We start from the raw sequence: 18651 nt of genomic DNA, 5'->3' as shown, positions 1-18651 counted from the left end.
CTACGTGTTGGCTTTTTGCGCGGCGGCGCCACTGCCGTCCGATTGCAGAAAGCCACGCGCCAACTGCTGATAGAGCTCGGGGCCCATCCTGGCACTGACTGCTTTGGCAATCAGTGCAACAGCCATCAGACTAATAACCATGCCATGGCTGTCGATCATTTCCATCACGATGATTGCAGAGGTGATCGGCGATTGCGTGACTGCTGCCAGAAACCCCACCATGCACAGTGCAATGATGGGCTGTGCCGCCAAGGCGAAGTATTCAGCGACATTGGCACCGACAGCGGCGCCTACCGCCAAAGAGGGGGCAAAAATACCGCCCGGCATGCCGGAAAAATAAGTCACAACGGTCGCAAGAAAACGCGTAATCGGCGCGTGCCACGGCAAACCAACATCGGACACGATGATCTGGGAGGTGATCCCGTAACCGCTGCCAAAGGACATCCCACCGCTGAGCCAACCGAGAATCGCCACGATCATGCCGCAGCCACCTGCGAACCAGACTGGATGCAGGCGGCGCCATTCCCAGACGACAAAACTGCGATACCGCTGTGGCCATAGGAGCATCCGACTGAACAATCCCCCCATAACACCACAGCCAATACCAATCGCCAGTATCGGAAGAACGAAATCGAGATTGGCCTCTTGTACGTCGAAATGTCCGAAATAGTTGTAGTTGCCCTGCAAGGCTATCGCGACCATACCCGACAAAATGATCGTGCTGAGCAACACCCCGCTGGTGCGGGTTTCCAACTTGCGCCCCAGCTCCTCCACTGCAAAGGCCACACCGGCCAAGGGCGTGTTGAAGGCAGCAGCAATACCCGCCGCGCCACCGGCCAGGATGAGGTCTTCAGGGCGAATGATGCGTGCGTTGGGCAGGTAACGGTGAAAGAAATGCATGATCGAGGCGGCGACTTGCACCGAAGGGCCTTCACGCCCCGCTGAAAAACCACCGGTCAGGGCCAGAGTACCGAGTCCTATCTTGGCGAAGGCCAGACGCAACGATACCAACTTGTTCACGGGCTTGCCCTGGTGGGCCAATCGCGTAGCCGCGATCACCTGGGGAATACCGCTACCTTGAGCCCCTGTAAAAAAACGCGAAGTCATCCACACCACAAACATGCCGACCAGCGGCGTGTAGATAAACGGCAGCCACGGCCGGGCGGCGGCCTGTTGGGCGAACTGCATCAGCGCTAGGTCAGCCAACCGGGCGAACATCACTACCAGCAACCCTGCGAGGGTAGCAGCGACCCAGAGTGTCACCCGAGTACGCCATCGGATCGAGGCAAAGCGACGACGTATCAGCAATATCGGTTTGATCACCCGAGCGGATTCCCGTTGTTGAGGTTCAATAACATGCAAAAACAAGATTAACGGGTTAAACGGTCACGTCCAACCGACGGTGACCAGATAACTATAGCTATTCACTCCCGGCTCAGGAGCCCCACCACGTCGATTTTGTTTTGTGAGTAAGCCAATTTGTGTGGGCGCATACCAAGGCGAATGTCAGCAAGAAGAAAGCCAGATAGGTTGTCACTATTTACCCTCATGTCAGTCAGCTCGTTCGGCTCTTATTACGAATATATCCGTGCAGGCGAGATGACCGGGTTAAGGTGGGTTAAAAAATAGTTAGTATTCGCGCGCAGCTTGGAGCAATAAGGTTCGCTTGCACTGGATGTCGGCATTGAGTCGGGAGCGCTGAAAAACATGCACGAATGGAGGAAATTATGAGTAATGCGTTGGTCATTGAAGATGATCAGGTGACGGCCGAAATCATTGTCGCTGAACTCCAACGCCACGGTTTCAGCTCAAAGTGGGCTGCCACTGGACGCGACGGACTGGCCTTGGCGATTGCAGGCGGTTACGACGCGATTACGCTGGATCGCATGTTGCCGGACTTTGACGGGCTGACGATTGTCAGCACCTTGCGCAGTCTCGGGATTCAGACGCCGGTCCTGATGATCAGTGCTCTGTCAGATGTGGATGAGCGCGTCCTGGGACTTCGTGCGGGCGGCGATGACTACCTGACCAAGCCATTTTCGGCCGTCGAGATGATCGCGCGCCTTGACGCATTGCTCAGACGCACCGCCGCAGACCCCAGCAACCCACACCTCAGTTGCGGCAACCTGCGACTGGACTTGGTGGAGCACAAGCTGACGCGCAATGACGAAGACATCCAGTTGCTGCCCACCGAGTTCAAACTGCTCAACTGCCTGATGCGCAGCGCCGGCCAACTGGTCACTCGCACCATGCTGTTTGAAGGCGTCTGGGGCTATCACTTCGATCCTGGGACAAACATCATTGATGTGCATATCGGTCGACTGCGCAAGAAGTTGGAAAGCGACGAAAAATCGCCTGTGATCCATACAATACGCGGTGCCGGCTATGTCCTCGCTACCAAAAAATGAGGAATGGCGCTCATCCGGTAGTCGATTGATCGGGTTTTACGCGGTGTTCTTCGTGGCCTGGGGAGCACTCTTTACCGGTGTGCTGTACTGGGAAATCTCCCACTATCTGGGCACGGTTGCCGAGCGTACGTTGTTGCAACGCGCCCACTACTATCAAAAGGTCGACGACTCAAACCTGCTTGCTGAGTTGGCGGCGAGTGAGGCTTACTCGACCCCCGGGATCGACGCCTACGGTTTATTTGCACCCGATGGCACCCATGTCGCCGGCGACCTGCTGAAACTGCGCTCCAACCTACCCGACGACGGCCAGGTTCACTACCTTGAGCGCGGCCTGAGCATTGCGTTACCCAGCACCGAAACCCGAAGCAGCTATGCCTTGCTGGCACGGCGCCCTGACGGACATATCCTGATTTTGGCACGTGACGGCGGGTCGATTTCCGCCGTGGGCGGCATTATTGAGCAGGCCCTGATGTGGGGGTTGTCATTAACCCTTATCCCCGGTTTGATTGGCTGGCGCTTACTGCGACGTCGCCCATTGCGTCGTGTCAAACGCCTGCAGCTGTGTACCGAAAGTATCGTTTCGGGCAACTTGGCTGAGCGTTTGCCGTTGTCAGCACGCCGCGATGAACTGGATATGCTGGCCAACGCCGTCAATACGATGCTTGATCACATAGAGCAGTTGATGCATGAGGTGAAAAGCGTCTGCGACGGTATTGCCCATGATTTGCGCACACCCTTGACACGCTTACGCGCACGGCTCTATCAGCTCCAGCAGTTACCGCTGGCCCTAGAACATAAGCAGACCTTGAATCAGGCGTTTGAGGAGAGCGAGTCGATCATGGTGCGCTTTCAAGGACTGCTGCGGGTCGCTGAGCTAGAGGATATTCGTCGCCGCTCTGCCTTTGCGCCCTTCCCGATCATGACGTTGTTGAAACAGGCGCATGAGTTTTACGAACCGATGGCACTGGACCGCGCCCAAACGCTTTCGCTAGACACTCCCAGCGATTGTCCCCAGGTGTATGGCGACTCTTCGTTACTGTTCGAAGCGCTGGTCAATCTGCTCGATAACGCCATTAAATTTACCCCGGAGGGCGGCCATATCGAATTGCGGGGGAGCATCAAGGACTCAACTGTCATTATTGAAGTAGTGGACGATGGTACCGGCATCCCTGAAGCGGACCGTACGCATGTCATTCGCCGGCTCTATCGCGGCGAGGGAAGCCAGATAAACCCAGGCCACGGCCTAGGCCTGTCGTTAGTCGCCGCCATCGTGAAATTGCACGGATACACACTGGATATCCACCCCGGTGCCTCGGGTAGGGGAACACGCGTATTGATTCACTGCCCGATGTTCAGCGGTCAAGCCACGGATCGATCTGTACCTGAACATTAAATTTAACTTAATACTGGTTAATTTGAGCGCCTCGGCGCCCAGGCCTAGTTTGGCAGCACATATTGCTGACCCAAGGCCTTTTGCTTGTGAGATATCTGTTGTTCCTGCGTGCCTTAACCGTGCTCTGTGTAACACCACCGCTTCTTTGGGCGAATGCCGCTCTGGCTGCCAACGCGACCATGGGGACAATGATCCCCGCTGCGCCGAAGCTGGGAGCCGAAGCCTGGATACTCATAGACGCGAAAACGAACAGGGTCATTACCAGCCACAACAGTGATGCACGCCTACCACCGGCCAGCCTGACCAAGTTAATGACTGCGTATATCACGACGCATGAGCTTAAGTCTGGCCTGATAAGCGCAAATGATGAGGTCGTCGTGAGCGAAAATGCCTGGCGTACAGGTGGCTCACGGATGTTTCTCAAGCCCGGCAGCTCTGCTTCGGTTCACGATTTGCTAAGCGGCGTGATCATCGACTCAGGCAATGACGCGAGCGTTGCGCTGGCCGAACATATCGCTGGAAGCGAAGCCGGGTTTGTCGGGATGATGAACTCAACCGCTTCAACACTGGGAATGCTCAACACCCACTTTATGAACTCCACCGGCCTACCGGACCCGGAGCACTATTCTTCCGCACGTGACATGGCGACCCTGGCTCGAAAAGTCATCAACGAAGGGACCACCTACTACCCTCTTTACGCCAAGAAAACCTTCACCTGGAACGGCATTCAGCAATCCAACCGCAACGCGCTTTTATGGCGTAACTCCACCTATGACGGCTTGAAGACCGGGCACACAGAGGCGGCGGGCTACTGCTTGGTCGCCTCCTCACAGCGGGATGGGCAACGTTTGATCAGCGCAGTTCTGGGCGCCAGTAGCGCCCATAAGCGTACGGCAGAAACAGAGAAACTGATGGGTTACGGCTTTCGCTTCTACGACACCCAAACCTATAAGAAAGGTGGCGAAGTACTCTCGCAGGTCGCGCTCTGGAAAGGCATACAACCCTACGTGAATGTGGGCTTGCTTGAAGACATGACCCTCACGCTGCCCAAGAATAAAAATCGTGACGTCGAGATGCGCCTGGCGTTTGATGGCCCCATCGAAGCCCCTATCACGGCAGGCACGGTCGTCGGAAGACTCGACCTGTTCGACGCCGAGCATAAGCTGGGGAGTCGGCCATTGGTGGTCCTCGTGGACGCGGAGCAAGGTCATTGGTGGCGACGCTGGTGGGATACCGCGCATTTATTTTTTACCCAGACGGTCCGCAGCTGGTTCGATGAAGCCCAGGTAACGTGAATAGTGAGGAGAAGGTCATGAACTCCGATGATCTACGCAAAGAGCTCGCGCTATCAAAATTCTTCGAAGGCGATTCATCCCTCAATGACGCTGTACAGGGACTGAGTCAGGCTGAAAAGAAACTGTGTATTGAATCGGCCTTTGAGCAAGAGGCCGCAAGGCTTGGGGTAGAAGTGTGGGAGCTGACGCTGACAATGATTTCGCAGTCCCCCCAAGAGCTGAAACGCCTGACCCTCGCGTTTCATCGGGAAGTGTCAGAAATGGTTGAGATGCCATGGAAGGATTACTGCACGCTGAATGGGATCACCGAGTAGCCTTTGGGCCGCACATGCATCGGTGCTTCGCGTCGCGACGGCCCTGAGTGCTGACCGTCTATCCTGGCTCCAGCCTCTCAACAGTGAGCACTCAATATCTCCAGAATACCGGCGTGACGAGCACTAACACTGTCAGGATTTCCAGCCGTCCAAGTAGCATGCCTATGGTCAATAGCCATTTGGCGGCTTCCGGCAGTGATGAAAAATTACCGGCCGGCCCAATGATTGTGCCAAGCCCAGGCCCGACGTTACACACCGCCGTAGCGGCACCGCTCAACGCCGTTGTCCAATCCAGCCCAATCAGACTCAAGCCCAAGGCAATCACAGCAATCGTGATGGTGAAAAAGAATGAGAACGTCAAAAGCGAACGTAAGATCTCTTCGTCGATGGGGTGGCCATTGTACTTTTTCTGAATCACTGCGCGCGGGTGGATCAGTTGCTTCAAACTGCTCACCAGCAAAGTTGCCGCCACTTGAAAACGGAAGATTTTAAGACCCCCCGCTGTGGAGCCTGAACAGCCCCCCACAAAGGTCAAATAGAAAAAAAGCAACACGGAGAAACTGCCCCACACGGTGTAATCGCCGACGGCGACGCCGGTGGTGGTGACAACCGATGTCACATTCACCGCCACGATACGAAATGCATCCCACCATCCATAATCGCTGTGAAGACAAAGCCAAGTACCTACCGCCAGCCACGCGAAGACCAAGAACCCAATAAATCCACGAACCTGGTGATCCTTCAGCAGCGCGCGCCGATGGCCGCGTAATGTCGCGACGTATAACGTAAAAGGCAGGCTACCCAGAATCATGATGGCAACTGCCACCCAGTGAATAGCAGGCTGTGTCCAATGCCCAAGCGAGGCGTCCGACGTCGAGAAACCACCGGTAGAGATCAACGACATGGCGTGATTGACGGAATCAAATGGCGTCATCCCGGCAATCCAGAGCGCGAGCGTTCCGCCCCCTGTGAGTCCCAAATAGAGAAACAGAATGTATTTGGCTGCCACATGGGAGCGCGGCGTCACTTTTTCCGACCAGTCTGAAGACTCTGTCTGGAATAGCCGCATGCCCCCTACTCGCAGCAGCGGTAGAATCGCCACGGCCATGCCGATAAAACCGATCCCACCCAGCCAGTGAAGCATCGATCGCCAGATCAACAGCCCGGGCGAGGCAGTGTCCAAACCACTCAACACCGTTGAGCCGGTTGTTGTGATGCCAGACATCGTTTCAAAAAAGGCGTCGGTGTAACTGATATGACTGATAAACACCATTGGCAACGCCGCGAAGATACACACCACCACCCAACTGCCGGTCGTCAGCAGGTACATGTGCCTTGGGCGAAGTTGAGCGGTCTCTGGGCGCCCTCGCATGACCAGCAACAGGCCGCAGATGAATGTAATCAAACTGGACCAAAGAAAGGCGGACAAATCGTCGCTGCGCTCATAGATCACCAAGGTGATCATGGGGATGGCCATGCTGATGGCCAACGTAATCAGAAACAGACCTAAGACAAAGCCGATGAGTCGTATTGCCGCGTAGGACATAAACAATAACCTGGCAAGTTAGCGCCGCGCAGTATCGCGGCGCCAAAACGTCTCCACCCGTAAATTTTCCGTAATTTTTTAGGGCCGACTGGTCGCTTCGTCAACATTAGCCTATTCCAAAGACTGCGCGGTTAAGGAACGCTACCTCAGCCTTTTTTCAAACCGCCATTGATCACACGCTTACCGGACTCAGAGTCATTGAACAGCTGCCGTAATGCAGCAATAACGCCCGTCCTGCCTGCTCCATTCTCACAGACCAAGACGTTGAAGCCGTCCTGGAATTCGATGGTGAAAGCATCACCGAAATACTTGAAACCACTGATATCCAATGTTCGTAGGTACATGAGAGTCCTTTCTTCCTCTATCTGGCGTATTCGTTACTAGAGAGTGACGCCAAGCTAAAAAATGCCATATAGCCTGCATGCCTGGCCTTCAAAAAGACCGTGCTATAGGCTTTTTTGCAGCACAGAACCGATGCGAATTCCTGTGGAACTTACGCGCGCAAGCCACCGTACTACACCACCTGTTGAACCTGATCAGCTTCAAGCTCTAGCGCAACCTCTGTCGCCACATGGTTGGTGATGCCGAAAGGAATGTGCACGGATGGAGCAACCGCGCTAGTCGATTTGAGGTGCCATGATTGGTCATCGAAGAAAATGTGCGGCTTCAACACGCCCAAAATTTTCCCTTTCTCGATGCCACCCAGAAAGAAGGCGTCATTGGCCATGACACCCCAACTCTTGAGTGTATTCATCGCACGCTCATGAGATGGAGCATTGCGGGCCGTAACGATCGAAACGCGTATGCGGTTTTCGTATTTAGAATTGAGCTTTTTGTGCTGCTCCTCGACCGACTGGATCTTGGATATCCGCACCATGAACTACTTCAGCGGCCCAGGGTTATGGGGTTGCATAAAGCCGCAGGTACCCGCGCCAGAACGGTCTGGCCGTGGCCTTGCGCGAACTGGGCCGGATTGAGCGCACACTGTTCATCCTCGACTGGCTGCAAAGCGTAGAGCTACGTCGCCGCGTGCATTCCGGACTGAACAAGGGCGAGGCGCGCAACTCCCTGGCCAGGGCGGTGTTCTTCAACCGCTTCGGCGAAATCAGGGATCGGAGCTTCGAGCAGCAGCGCTACCGGGCCAGCGGTCTCAACCTGGTGACGGCCGCCATCGTGCTGTGGAACACGGTGTACTTGGAACGCGCCACCCAGGCGATGGGCGAAACGGGGAAGTCGGTGGATGGCGAGCTGCTGCAATACCTATCGCCGCTTGGGTGGGAGCACATCAACCTGACCGGCGATTATGTCTGGCGGCAGAGCCGCAGGCTGGAGGACGGGAAGTTTCGGCCGCTAAGGCTGCCCGGAAAACCTTAGCGTACGATTTTTTCCGTTTTCTCTATTCGCCCCTTAGACGCCATATGCTGACGATACGGCTAGGCGCGCTTACTTCGCAGGCTTGGGTCCGGGCTTTTTCCTCGCACGAGTCTTACCTTCGCTGACCGGTGGTGAGCGCAGTTGCACTAACTGCTGCTCCAGGGTGTCGCCACGCGCCTGCTGTGCTGCGGCGTTCTGCAGTGCTTGACCCAGCGCGGCCTGCGCACCTTCAATCCTTTGCTGCAACTGCTCCAGTTGGTTGCCTGCTTCCTTCACTTGGGCGGTCATGCGCTTGCTCTCTTCCCGGGCACGATCGACTTCACGATGCGCACGATCCTCGACCCCGCGCAGGTAGATCTCCTGCTCGACGCGTTCCTGCTCGACCTTGAGTCGCAACTCCTGCAGCTCCTGCTGCAAGGTCTGGCTGTGCTGCCGCGCGTCACCGCATTCCCGCAGCGGGCTGTCGCGCTGCTGTTGCAGGTCTTGAATCTGCGTCGAACGCTGTTCCAGAAGCAGCTCCAGGTCAGCCAAACGAGTCTCGCTCAATTGCTGTGCTGCCTGGGCGGCCATCACATGTTGCCGAGCGAGCGCGGCGTCCTGACGAGCCTGGTCCTCGACGGAGGCGACTTGTTCGCGCTCGGCGGCCAAAACCTGACGTTGTTCGGACAACGCCTGCTCAGCCACGGCCTGTGCCAGATGAGTCGCCTGCTGCCAAACCGCGACAAACGCCTGTGCCACGTCGGCCGGCAGCGTTGGCAGACGGGTCTCACCGTTCAGCCGTTCGGCCAGGCGCGCCCACCATTGATCCAGTAACCCACCGACCCGCGCCGGGCTGCCACGACCCAGTTCTAGGCGTACCCGTTCCACCGTCGGCCGTTCACCGCGGGCCAGCACCGCATCCGCAGCAGCAAACACGTGATTCTACCGGACAAAGGAAGCGAACTCAGCTCAGCGCAACCCCTATCTCAACCGCATCAAGGCCCGGTGCAGCAAACTTCGTCTACAGGTCGTCGAAGGACTCTATAGATCTCCGAAACCACCTGCGTCGTTGCGTCTTGGATTGTGCCTTCATTCCGACACATCACCCACCCCTGCCCCACAACCGCCCGCTCAAACGCCTCTGTACACACAACCTGCTCCTCCAGCTTATGCATCACCGTACTGCTCAACCCGCGCCGTCGTGTCGCTGCCCTCGCCCAGGATATTTGCGCTGAGGTGACAACCCCCACATGCAGATCCGGCACTTGCACCTGTCGATCAAGGTTCAGCGCAAGAATGTGTTTAAACGGTATCAACCGCCGAAACGCCGCATCGGATGGGTACCAGCGATCCATCAGGATGATGCTGTCAGGTGGCTGTGCAGCCAGTACGTGCCGGGTAATCCAACTACGGCTGTCAGCAAAGCGTTCACACACCTCAAGTTCCAGATCCCGGCTGGGGTCTCTGGCGAATCTGTTAACCAGAGCCATCGTTTGCGCTCGATAGGGATCGCTTTTGCGTTCGCACAATCGGACCACCTTCTTGTTGTCGGCCCTCAATGCTGTCGTAACGGCCTCCAACAGCGTGGTTTTGCCGGTGCCCTTGGGCCCATCCAACGAAATAAACAGCGCACGATTCATACGAGCGCTGCGTTATCGTTCAGGTTGTGCAGTTCCATGGGGCCTCTGGTCTGAGCGTTTGGGCGAATTGGCCTCCATTATGGGGAACCCTATTGCCCAATGCGAGGCTGTGCCCTCCCCACGTCGACCGTTGAGGATTGGTCAGCCATTCAGCATTCCGGGACTTCGGCCTCGTACGTCACCGCCCAGGGCGCGATCAAGCGCTGCGGGGTCCGGCAGGTTTTGCGTTTAAACACGAAGTTGCGGCACTTTTCGGCAAACTGTTGGCGGTTTTGCACCATATCCAACTGCATCTGTACCAGCTCATGTTCGCGGCAACGTTCAACCTGCTGAATATCCAGCGTGGCTTTACGGGTGCGTGCGTACAGATACTTCTCATCGGTCAGCGCGCTTTGGGCCTGTTGAGAGAGCCACAGATCAAAGGCGTGTGGGCAGCGTGGGCCGATGTCCTGAACCATTCCGTGCTGCAAGGCCTGGACGGCACTGACGGGCAGGCATTCTTCGGTGAGCTTGTGCGCGATCTCACTGCCGACGGCCCGTGGCAGGCTGTAGGTCCAGTACTCGGAGCCATAGAGCCCCATGGTTTTGTAATGCGGGTTGAGCACTACACCCTCACGGGCCAATACAATGTCAGCGGCCAGCGCGAGCATCACGCCGCCTGCGCCCGCACTGCCGGTCAGGCCGCTGATCACCAGTTGCCTGGCGGTTAGCAGCTCCCGGCACACATCGTCGATGGCTTGAATATTGGCCCAGGCTTCCAGACCCGGCACTTTGGCGGCCTGGATGACATTGAGGTGTACACCATTGGAAAAGCTCCCTCGCCCGCCCTTGATCAACAACACTTGGGTGTCTCGCGCCTTGGCCCAGCGCAATGCTGCCACCAGCCGTTGGCATTGTTCGGTGCTCATGGCGCCGTTGTAGAAATCGAATGTCAGTTCGCCGACGTGACCGGCCTCCCGGTAGCGTATCGGTTGATAGGCCAGCGCATTGAAGCTTTGTTGCGCGATCGAGCTGTTCAACACCGGAATGTCAGCCAGTTGTTCAGCCAAGACATGGCGAGCCGGCAGCTTGAAGGTCTCCTCCCCTGGCTGGGCCTTGCGTTTGAGCGAGCCTATCCACAGGCTGTGATCCCCCGCTGCCACCAACACGGCGTCGTCCTGTACCGCGAGGATGTCTCCCGGGGTGCCCTGGCGAGAGTCCAAGTGCGCGTCGTACAGGTAATATTGCCCACCCAGCAGGCTTGCCAACACACCGGGTTGGCCGTCGGCGGCGTCGATGCTGCGCTTGATGAAACTTGCGCAATCGAACCAACTGAAGGTGCGGTCAGCCTGGGTCATGTTCGGCTGCAACCGCCCGATAACGCTAGGTTGCGTGTAGTCGAGGGGCTCCGGGACGAAGCCATTGGCGAATTTTTCCACCACGTCGCGGATGCAGACTATCGCCGCGTCACTCACCGGGCCGTTGTACAGCTCGGATTTGCGTACATCGGCGGGCATGTCGAATTCACAGGTCGACCAGATCGGCCCGGCGTCCATTTCCTCCACGGCCTGCAGGGCCGTGACGCCCCAGCGCTTGACCTGCTGGGTGATGGCCCAGTCCAGTGCGCTGGCGCCACGGTCACCGACGATGCCGGGATGGATGATCACCACCGGGCGCTGCGGGTGGCTCCATAGCTGCTGTGGTACACGGTCCTTCAGGAATGGGCAGATCACCAGGTCGGCGCCTGACGCCTCGACGTGGCGACACACCGTGGTTTCATCGGTGAATACCACAACGCTGGGGTCGTGACCCGCCTGGCGCAAATCCAGCCAGGCCCGCTGGGTCAAACCGTTGAACGCCGAGGATAACAACAGGATCTTCAATGATCGCATGGCTGACTCTTCCTTGAGATTGGGCGACCAGAGGTGCTCCTTGAGCCGTCCCTGGCCTTTGATGGAAGCCCAAGGTTATAGAGCGTGGCAGCAGCGTTACCTGACCAGGATCAAGCTTGTGCCAGCAAATGACGATAGTTTCGAGTTGACAGCGCCCTGCAAACTTCAACAACCTGCCAACTTTCCTGCCCTGCCCCGAGGCTGTCCTTGGACTATTTCAGTGCCCTCACCGCCTTCGTCGAAGCTGCCGAAGGCAATAACTTCTCCCGCGCAGCCGAGCGTTTGGGGATCAAGGCGTCCACGGTTTCACGCTATATAAAGGATCTTGAGCAAGACCTGGGTATCGCGTTGTTCAACCGCTCCACGCGCACCTTGCACCTGACCGAAGGCGGCCAGACCTTCCTGATGCACGCCCGCAGGGTGCTGGATGAACTGGAACACGCCAAGGCGGCGACGTCTGCGTTGAACCAGCAGCCCAGGGGCTTGTTGAAGCTCAACCTGCCGCCGGCATTCGCCCGCCATCACATCCTTCCAGCCTTGAAGGACTTTTGCGCGCGCTACCCGCAAATCAGTGTGGAATTGGTATTGGATAATGCTCAGGTCAACCTGATTCATGCCGGCGTCGATCTAGCCATACGCATTGGCGCGCTGGCCGATTCGACGCTCAAGGCCCGCAAACTCTGCGATGGCCATTACCGTGTGGTGGTCAGCCCGGCTTTTGCCAGGCAGCACCCTGCACCCTCAACCCCCGCCGACCTCGCCGGTTTGCCCGCGGTGTTGGGTACGCTGCCTACGGGCGCTATCAGCTTTGTCTGCGGCGATCAGGTATCACCGCTGCTGCACAACGGCTGCATTCGGATAAATGATCTCGACGCACAACTGATCGCCGCACGCCAGGGGCTGGGCTTTGCCCTGTTACCGGATTGGTTGGTCGCCCAGAGCATCCAGGCCGGCGAGTTGCTCGTGTGGCTGCCGCAATGGCGAATACGCGATGTCGAGCGCGACTTCGCCGTGCGGTTTGTCTACCCGCCCAAGCGCATCGTGTCATCCAAGGTCAGGTGCTTTATCGACTTTATCGTTGAGCGACTGGGCGAAACGCCTGAGTGGACATGACTCAACTGAAGCGAATATCCAGGGAGCGCAGATAGGTTTGCAGCCCTGCGTCCTGAATCGGAATCAGGAACGCCTCAGTGTCCGATTCATTGAAGTGCGCGTGCCAGTACCCCGGCGGCGTGACAAATGCCAGGCCAGGCGACCAGTCCACCCGCTGCGGATTGCGGATCTGCCCGTCCGCGTCCAACTCGGTGCCCACCAGCGAGTAACAGCCCGGCGGGCAATCAATGATGAAATCCAGCGCAATCGACTGATGCCGGTGAGGTTTCTGTACCGAGCCTGCCGGCAGGATCCCATACATGGCCCACAGCACATGGGTCACGGTACGCGTCTGGGGGAAATTGCGGTTGCCCAGCAAAATGCTGATGCGGCTGCGGTCTTGCGCACGAGGATCGTCGGCCGCTTCACGCAGCTTGGCGTTAGCCAGTTCTGCGGGGTACAGCGTCGGTGCGAAGCGGTCTGCGCTGCGTGCCACCCCCAGGTAACGCAATAACGGTTCATCGTGCACGTAGTAAAGACGGGCATCCTGGCGGGCGCTGAAGTGTGCTGCCTGCAAGCCAGGCAAGGCCATAAAGCAACCTTTTGACCATTGAATCTCATGTTCGCCCTGAACCACGCTGCCCTCGCCCGCGATCACGTAGAACACCTGGGACGTCGCATTGGGTTGCACGGTCAGCGTGTCGCCACGGTTAAGGCGCATGAAATTCGCGCACAGCCCGGGGCCTGTCGCAGGGCCTTCGCAGCCCAAAGCGTCGCTGAGGTCCAGCGGTACCACGCGTGAAGGGCCACTGTCGTATAACGAGGCGGGAAAGCTGTGGTAGGGAATGCGCGCAATAAGGTTGGCACTGATGGGGTTGGCCGCTTTGCTGTACTCGAAGTACTCGGCGTCCATTTGGTTTATATCCGTCGGCGCAGGGTTGAATTCGTTCATCAGGCTCATCTCAGTTTTTGGCTGGAGCCCGCAGCGCTTTTAAACGCTGCGGTGTGTGAATGAACTATAGGCAGTGCGCGCAGGCGGATTAATCCCTGGTACTGCACAGCAGTTATGCGAAACGGGGAGGTTCTTGGCGCCCTGTCGACACCGCTATCAAACCTTAAACCGTGGTATCGCCAACCCCAGACTTTCGCGCAAAGTCGAGCCTTCATACTCTGTGCGGTAAACCCCACGCTCCTGCAACAACGGAATCACCTCCCGGGTGAATCGATCGAACTGCCCGGGGTGGCCGATGTAGATATTGAACCCGTCCACAGCCCGCGCCTGGAGCCAGGCGGCCATTTTCTGCGCCACCGTATCGGCGCTACCCACGAAGGCGCCAGGACACAGTTGCCGACCAAACTCAATGGCCTGGCGCAAGGTGAAACCCTTCTCCCGCGCCTGATCGGCGATGCGTTTGGCATTGGTGAAAAAACTGCTGCGCGCCGCTTCCAGGCTCTCTTGCGGGAATGGCGCATCCAGGTCGTACTGGCTGAAATCATGCCAGCCGAAATTACGCCCGAACTCCTTGAGCGCCAGTTCAAAACTATGGTCGAGTTGATGGTAGTGCTGCTCGATTTCCCGGGCCTGTGCATCAGTGTCACCCACATAGACTTCCGCACCGGGCATGATCAATAACTGCTCCGGATCGCGCCCTCTTTGTGCCGCCCTGCCCTTGATATCCCGGTAAAACGCCTGGCCCTGCTCGATGCTGGCCGCATGGGTGAAGATCACGTCCGCCGTGGCTGCGCCCAGATCGCGGCCTGGCTCGGAATCTCCGGCCTGAAAGATCACCGGTTGGCCCTGGGGTGAGCGTTGGATATTCAGCGGGCCGACCACGCGAAAATGTTCGCCCTGGTGGTTCAGGCTGTGCAGCTTGCTGGGGTCGAGAAACTGGCCGGTAGCGCGGTCGCGCACAAACGCATCGTCTTCGTAAGAGTGCCACAAGCCCTTCACCACCTGGACATGTTCGGCGGCGCGGCCATAGCGGGTGGCGTAGTCATAATGTTCATCGCGGCTGTAATTGCCTGCGGTGCCAGCATCACCGCTGGTGACCACGTTCCAGCCGGCGCGGCCTTTGCTGATCAAATCCAGGGACGCCAGGCGCCGCGCCACGTTATACGGCGAGTTGTAGGAGGTGGTCAGCGTGCCAACCAGGCCGATATGCCGGGTACTCACCGCCAGCGCCGATAACAGTGTCAGCGGCTCCAGGCGATTGAGGTAATGGGACGGCGAGCCGGGGGTGATAAATTGGCTGTCGACGATAAACATCAAGTCGAACAGCGCCGCCTCGGCCTGGCGCGCAATCTCGATGTACCAGTCGACGTTGACGCTGGCATCGGCCGGCAGTTGCGGGTCGAGCCACAGGTTATGCCGGCCCGGGCCACCGCTGCCCATGGTCAGGGCGCCCAGTTTGAGCTGTCTTTTAGTCATGACGAGACCCCCTTCAGGGCTGGCGGGTGGCGACGGCGGGCTGCAAGGACGCCGCGAAGGACGGGTCAAACAGTTGGGCGGCCGGGTAAGCCTTGATCAGGCCCTGGCTGGCGAAAAAGTCCACGGTCTTTTGCGCCTCCACAGGCACCTGGGCGGTCAGTGGCTCGACGGTGGTGCGCGCCCGAGCAAACCACACACGGGCGATATCGGCGTCAGCACGGGTGCGCTTGGCCCAGGCATCGGCATAGGCATCGGCGTTGGCCGGGTTTTGGCGAGCCCAGTCACGGGCTTTTTTCAGCCGCTGGAGAAAGTCGCTGATAGGCTCACGCTTGGCCTCTACCGCATTGGCGTTGGCGGCAATGAAGCTCTGCGCCGGGATCAACCCCTCGGCGGTCGCCAGCACTCGCGCACCCTGGCGTTCCTGTTGCGTGACATACGGCTCCCAGGTGGCGATGACGTCAACCGCGCCGCCCTCCAGCGCATGGGACGCATCCAGCGCGCTGAGGTAGCGCAACTCCAGAGAGTCCCGTGCAACCCCGGCTTTATCCAATGCAGTCAGCAGCAGTTGCTGGCTCCAGGAGCCCTTCCAGATGGCCGCGCGCTTGCCCGCAAGATCGGCCAGGCTGTGGATCGACGAATCCTTTTTCACCAGGATCGCCACGCCCGCAAGATTCTGGCGGCTGACGGCAATCACCTTGATCGGTGCGCCCAATGCGCCCAGGAACAATACCGGCGCATCGCCCAGCAGGCCGATATCCAGGCTGCCGACGTTGAGCGCTTCGGCCACCGGTGACCCGGCGGTGAATTGCTTCCATTCCAGGGTATAGGGCAGATCATCCAGCACCCCCGCCGCTTCCATCACCGCTTGGGCGTTATAGCTCTGGTCACCCACGACCAGGGTTTGTGCCTGTGCCGTCAGGCTTAGCAAGGTGGCGGCCAACCCGGCCGCCAGTGTTGTCAGGTAACGCACGCTCGTCTCCAGATGCCGTGTTGGGCAGTCAAGTCGATCCGCGCGTGCGGTCTCGGCAATGTTCGTAAGGATCAATACGATGCGGTTCTAAGAGGCGCGTGTAAAATACCTATAACGCATAACGTAATGCGCAAATAATGCGCGCACCGCATCAGGCTATCGAGGCAGCTCGACCCGCGCCACCAAGCCTGAGCCACGCAGACGGTTGCTTAGCGTCAGTTCGCCGCCCTGCTCGCGCACAATGGCGCGCGCTGCTGAAAGCCCGAGACCTACGCCGCCGGTATTACGATTGCGCGAGGTTTCGAGGCGAAAGAATGGATCGAATACGCGCTCAAGGTCAGCCTCGGGAATCCCCGGCCCCTGGTCATGAACCTCAATGCAGATGCGCTGACCGTCCCCACTCAGAGAGAGGCCAGGGTGACGCGCATATTTGGCGGCGTTCTCCAGCAGGTTGACGATCACCCGCTTAAGTCCCAGTGGGCGTCCGTGATAGACCAGGTGGGACGGCCCAATGAAATCCACCGCAAAATGCTGGTCGCGATAGTCATCGATGATGGTTTGCAGCAGCTCCGACAGATCGAATGCAGTGCGTTGCTCCAGCACCGTATCGTCGCGAAAGAACGCCAGCGCAGCGTTGATCATCGACTGCATTTCCTCGACATCGCGAATCAGTTTGTGCTGATGGTCCAGATCCTCCATGAACTCGCAACGCAGGCGAATCCGCGTCAAAGGCGCGCGCAAGTCGTGGGAAATCGCCGCGAGCATATGGGTGCGTTCGCCGATGAAATGCTGGATCTGCGCCTGCATGGTGTTGAAGGCGATGATGGCCTGGCGTATTTCGTGGGGGCCTTCGCTGTCGATGGGCGGAGCGCGCAAATCACCACCAAAACGCCTGGCGGCACTGGCGAAACGCTGCAACGGTTGGGCCAATTGCCGGGTCGCGAGCCAGGCCACCAACAAGGTCGCGATCAACCCCAGGGTGATGATCACCGCGATGCGCGTGGGCGCGCTCAGCCCCCACGTGCGTTCAGGCGGGACGAATGACAGCCAGCTGCCATCGAGCAACTGCACGAGCGCAACATAGTGCGCTTCGGGGCTGCCACGCGGCCAATCGTTGGGGCTGAACACCTGAATTTGTCGCCCAGTGCCAAACAGTGCTTGTATCCCCGGGACTTCGCCCGTTTGAAGCGCCGTGTTGCCGTCGGGAAGGCCGAAATCCGCAGGGTCGTTATGCCAGGCCACATGCAGGCGGGCATCGCTGGCCGCTGCCGCCAGTTGCGAACGCAGCGTTGCAGGCGCGGCTTCGATGACTTTGGTGGTGGCGGCCATCTGCTCCAGCAACCCCGTGCGCTCGATCGGCGGGCGCGCCCAGACCCCGGCAACCTGGACGAACAAGGCATTAAGCGCCAGCGAAGCGAGCATCGCGGCGAGAATGGTCAGGGCGATGCGCCGGTTCAGGGTGTCGCGACGCAACAGGTCGCGGATCATGACCGGGTGACCGGGGCGGTGAACAGATAGCCGCCATTGCGTACCGTGCGGATCAGGTCCGGGCGTTTGCAATCGGGCTCGATCTTGCGCCGCAGCCGGCTGACCTGCACGTCAATGCTGCGGTCGAAGGCGTCGTGGTCCCGGCCGTGGGTCAGGTCGATCAATTGGTCGCGGGTGAGGATGCGCTGAGGATGCTCAAGAAACACCACCAGCAAGTCGAATTCGCCACCGGACAGCGGAATCATCACGCCCTCGGGAGAGCGCAGCTCGCGGCAGGTAATATCCAGATGCCAACCGGCGAACGCGATGATTGGCCGGGAATGCTCACTGGCAGCGCCGACGGGCTGCCCCGCCCGCCGTTGCACCGCACGCAGACGGGCCAGCAATTCGCGGGGGGCAAACGGTTTGGTCAGATAGTCGTCGGCGCCCAGCTCCAGGCCGACGATGCGATCACTGAGCTCGCCCATGGCCGTGAGCATGATGATTGGAATGCCCATCTGCGCCCGGACTTTCTGGCACAGGCTAAGACCGCCTTCACCGGGCAGCATGAGGTCCAGGATAATGGTGTCTGGCCGCTGCCGGGCGATGGCTGCCCACATGGCTTCTCCGTCGGCAGCCACGTCGACTTCATAGGCGTGCTGCACGAAGAACTTCTTCAGCAATGCCCGAATTTCTCCGTCGTCGTCGACGATCAGCAGTCTGCTCACGTTCCCAGGTCCCCTGGCAAAAAAGGAAAACATCTAAAACCATTCCGGCGCCGGGGTCATTTATTTCAATCGAGCAACATTCCTTCGCCACGGACACAACCCGGACATCTTCGGGAAAAACCCGTCGGGCATCCTGCACGCCTTCC

Annotated in this window: 15 protein-coding genes and 3 pseudogenes; 6 read left to right on the top strand and 12 right to left on the bottom strand. The window is 58.6% G+C overall.

The features are described from left to right. A complete protein-coding gene (locus FW800_RS04240; RefSeq protein ID WP_446437040.1) occupies positions 1-1323 on the bottom strand; it encodes a chloride channel protein in 1323 nt (440 codons plus the stop codon). A 404-nt stretch (positions 1324-1727) separates the two neighbouring features. Here FW800_RS04240 and FW800_RS04235 point away from each other — a divergent pair, with 404 nt between their 5' ends. The 4 genes from FW800_RS04235 (at position 1728) to FW800_RS04220 (ending at position 5410) form a co-directional block, all read left to right on the top strand. Beyond that, positions 1728-2408: a response regulator transcription factor gene (locus FW800_RS04235; protein WP_446437039.1), complete on the top strand. Its 681-nt coding sequence runs from the start codon at positions 1728-1730 to the stop codon at positions 2406-2408. Then, on the top strand, positions 2386-3801 hold the full coding sequence (locus FW800_RS04230) for a sensor histidine kinase (protein WP_446437038.1): 1416 nt from the start codon (positions 2386-2388) through the stop codon (positions 3799-3801). The genes FW800_RS04235 and FW800_RS04230 overlap by 23 nt, the downstream gene beginning before the upstream one ends. 179 nt (positions 3802-3980) lie before the next feature. After that, the gene (locus FW800_RS04225) at positions 3981-5096 is read left to right on the top strand and encodes a D-alanyl-D-alanine carboxypeptidase family protein (protein ID WP_446437192.1); all 1116 of its coding nucleotides are present in this window, start codon (positions 3981-3983) and stop codon (positions 5094-5096) included. Between the two features lie 17 nt (positions 5097-5113). Continuing rightward, positions 5114-5410 (top strand): DUF6388 family protein, encoded by a 297-nt coding sequence (locus FW800_RS04220; protein WP_131696339.1) that lies wholly within the window; start codon positions 5114-5116, stop codon positions 5408-5410. Between the two features lie 91 nt (positions 5411-5501). Here the strand turns inward: FW800_RS04220 and FW800_RS04215 are convergent, their stop codons facing one another. The 3 genes and pseudogenes from FW800_RS04215 to FW800_RS04205 form a co-directional block, all read right to left on the bottom strand. Further along, positions 5502-6956, bottom strand: a complete 1455-nt coding sequence (locus FW800_RS04215) for a TrkH family potassium uptake protein (RefSeq protein ID WP_446437037.1) — start codon at positions 6954-6956, stop codon at positions 5502-5504. A gap of 170 nt (positions 6957-7126) precedes the next feature. Beyond that, positions 7127-7300, bottom strand: a pseudogene (locus FW800_RS04210) (AAA family ATPase); the annotation flags it as partial. 170 nt (positions 7301-7470) lie between these two features. Continuing rightward, a pseudogene (locus FW800_RS04205) lies at positions 7471-7869 on the bottom strand (5'-nucleotidase); the annotation flags it as partial. An 11-nt stretch (positions 7870-7880) separates the two neighbouring features. Here FW800_RS04205 and FW800_RS04200 point away from each other — a divergent pair. After that, positions 7881-8330, top strand: a pseudogene (locus tag FW800_RS04200) (Tn3 family transposase); the annotation flags it as partial. Between the two features lie 69 nt (positions 8331-8399). Here FW800_RS04200 and FW800_RS04195 read toward each other — a convergent pair. The 3 genes from FW800_RS04195 to FW800_RS04185 form a co-directional block, all read right to left on the bottom strand. After that, the gene (locus FW800_RS04195) at positions 8400-9245 is read right to left on the bottom strand and encodes a DNA-binding protein (protein WP_446437036.1); all 846 of its coding nucleotides are present in this window, start codon (positions 9243-9245) and stop codon (positions 8400-8402) included. Positions 9246-9304: 59 nt separating this feature from the next. After that, positions 9305-9949 carry a dTMP kinase gene (locus FW800_RS04190; RefSeq protein WP_446437035.1) on the bottom strand — a complete coding sequence of 215 codons (645 nt, stop codon included), beginning with the start codon at positions 9947-9949 and terminating at the stop codon, positions 9305-9307. Positions 9950-10098: 149 nt separating this feature from the next. Beyond that, positions 10099-11820, bottom strand: a complete 1722-nt coding sequence (locus FW800_RS04185; protein WP_446437034.1) for a hydrogenase maturation protein — start codon at positions 11818-11820, stop codon at positions 10099-10101. Positions 11821-12027: 207 nt separating this feature from the next. Between FW800_RS04185 and FW800_RS04180 the strand changes: the two genes are divergently transcribed. Continuing rightward, a complete protein-coding gene (locus tag FW800_RS04180; protein WP_446437033.1) occupies positions 12028-12933 on the top strand; it encodes a LysR family transcriptional regulator in 906 nt (301 codons plus the stop codon). A 1-nt stretch (position 12934) separates the two neighbouring features. Here FW800_RS04180 and FW800_RS04175 read toward each other — a convergent pair whose 3' ends face one another. The 5 genes from FW800_RS04175 to FW800_RS04155 form a co-directional block, all read right to left on the bottom strand. Then, complete coding sequence (locus tag FW800_RS04175) at positions 12935-13864, bottom strand: cupin (protein WP_248162559.1); 930 nt, start codon at positions 13862-13864, stop codon at positions 12935-12937. A gap of 156 nt (positions 13865-14020) precedes the next feature. Continuing rightward, positions 14021-15340 (bottom strand): LLM class flavin-dependent oxidoreductase, encoded by a 1320-nt coding sequence (locus FW800_RS04170; RefSeq protein ID WP_446437032.1) that lies wholly within the window; start codon positions 15338-15340, stop codon positions 14021-14023. A gap of 13 nt (positions 15341-15353) precedes the next feature. Next, positions 15354-16310 carry an ABC transporter substrate-binding protein gene (locus FW800_RS04165; RefSeq protein WP_446437031.1) on the bottom strand — a complete coding sequence of 319 codons (957 nt, stop codon included), beginning with the start codon at positions 16308-16310 and terminating at the stop codon, positions 15354-15356. Positions 16311-16466: 156 nt separating this feature from the next. Further along, positions 16467-17798, bottom strand: a complete 1332-nt coding sequence (locus FW800_RS04160; protein ID WP_446437030.1) for an ATP-binding protein — start codon at positions 17796-17798, stop codon at positions 16467-16469. Next, entirely contained in the window at positions 17795-18538 is a 744-nt protein-coding gene (locus tag FW800_RS04155) for a response regulator (RefSeq protein WP_446437029.1), read from the bottom strand. The genes FW800_RS04160 and FW800_RS04155 overlap by 4 nt, the downstream gene beginning before the upstream one ends. Positions 18539-18651: the final 113 nt, after the last annotated feature.

The organism is Pseudomonas sp. 910_23 (assembly GCF_052850795.1).
This window is presented reverse-complemented; position numbering and strand designations above follow the sequence as displayed.

Excerpts from the sequence above, each read along its gene's own strand:
- FW800_RS04235 (WP_446437039.1), top strand. The coding sequence starts at position 1,728 with ATGAGTAATGCGTTGGTCATTGAAGATGATCAGGTGACGGCCGAAATC.
- FW800_RS04230 (WP_446437038.1), top strand. The coding sequence starts at position 2,386 with ATGTCCTCGCTACCAAAAAATGAGGAATGGCGCTCATCCGGTAGTCGA.
- FW800_RS04225 (WP_446437192.1), top strand. The coding sequence starts at position 3,981 with ATGGGGACAATGATCCCCGCTGCGCCGAAGCTGGGAGCCGAAGCCTGG.
- FW800_RS04220 (WP_131696339.1), top strand. The coding sequence starts at position 5,114 with ATGAACTCCGATGATCTACGCAAAGAGCTCGCGCTATCAAAATTCTTC.
- FW800_RS04215 (WP_446437037.1), bottom strand. The coding sequence starts at position 6,956 with ATGTCCTACGCGGCAATACGACTCATCGGCTTTGTCTTAGGTCTGTTT.
- FW800_RS04190 (WP_446437035.1), bottom strand. The coding sequence starts at position 9,949 with ATGAATCGTGCGCTGTTTATTTCGTTGGATGGGCCCAAGGGCACCGGC.
- FW800_RS04185 (WP_446437034.1), bottom strand. The coding sequence starts at position 11,820 with ATGCGATCATTGAAGATCCTGTTGTTATCCTCGGCGTTCAACGGTTTG.
- FW800_RS04175 (WP_248162559.1), bottom strand. The coding sequence starts at position 13,864 with ATGAACGAATTCAACCCTGCGCCGACGGATATAAACCAAATGGACGCC.
- FW800_RS04170 (WP_446437032.1), bottom strand. The coding sequence starts at position 15,340 with ATGACTAAAAGACAGCTCAAACTGGGCGCCCTGACCATGGGCAGCGGT.
- FW800_RS04160 (WP_446437030.1), bottom strand. The coding sequence starts at position 17,798 with ATGATCCGCGACCTGTTGCGTCGCGACACCCTGAACCGGCGCATCGCC.
- FW800_RS04155 (WP_446437029.1), bottom strand. The coding sequence starts at position 18,538 with ATGTTTTCCTTTTTTGCCAGGGGACCTGGGAACGTGAGCAGACTGCTG.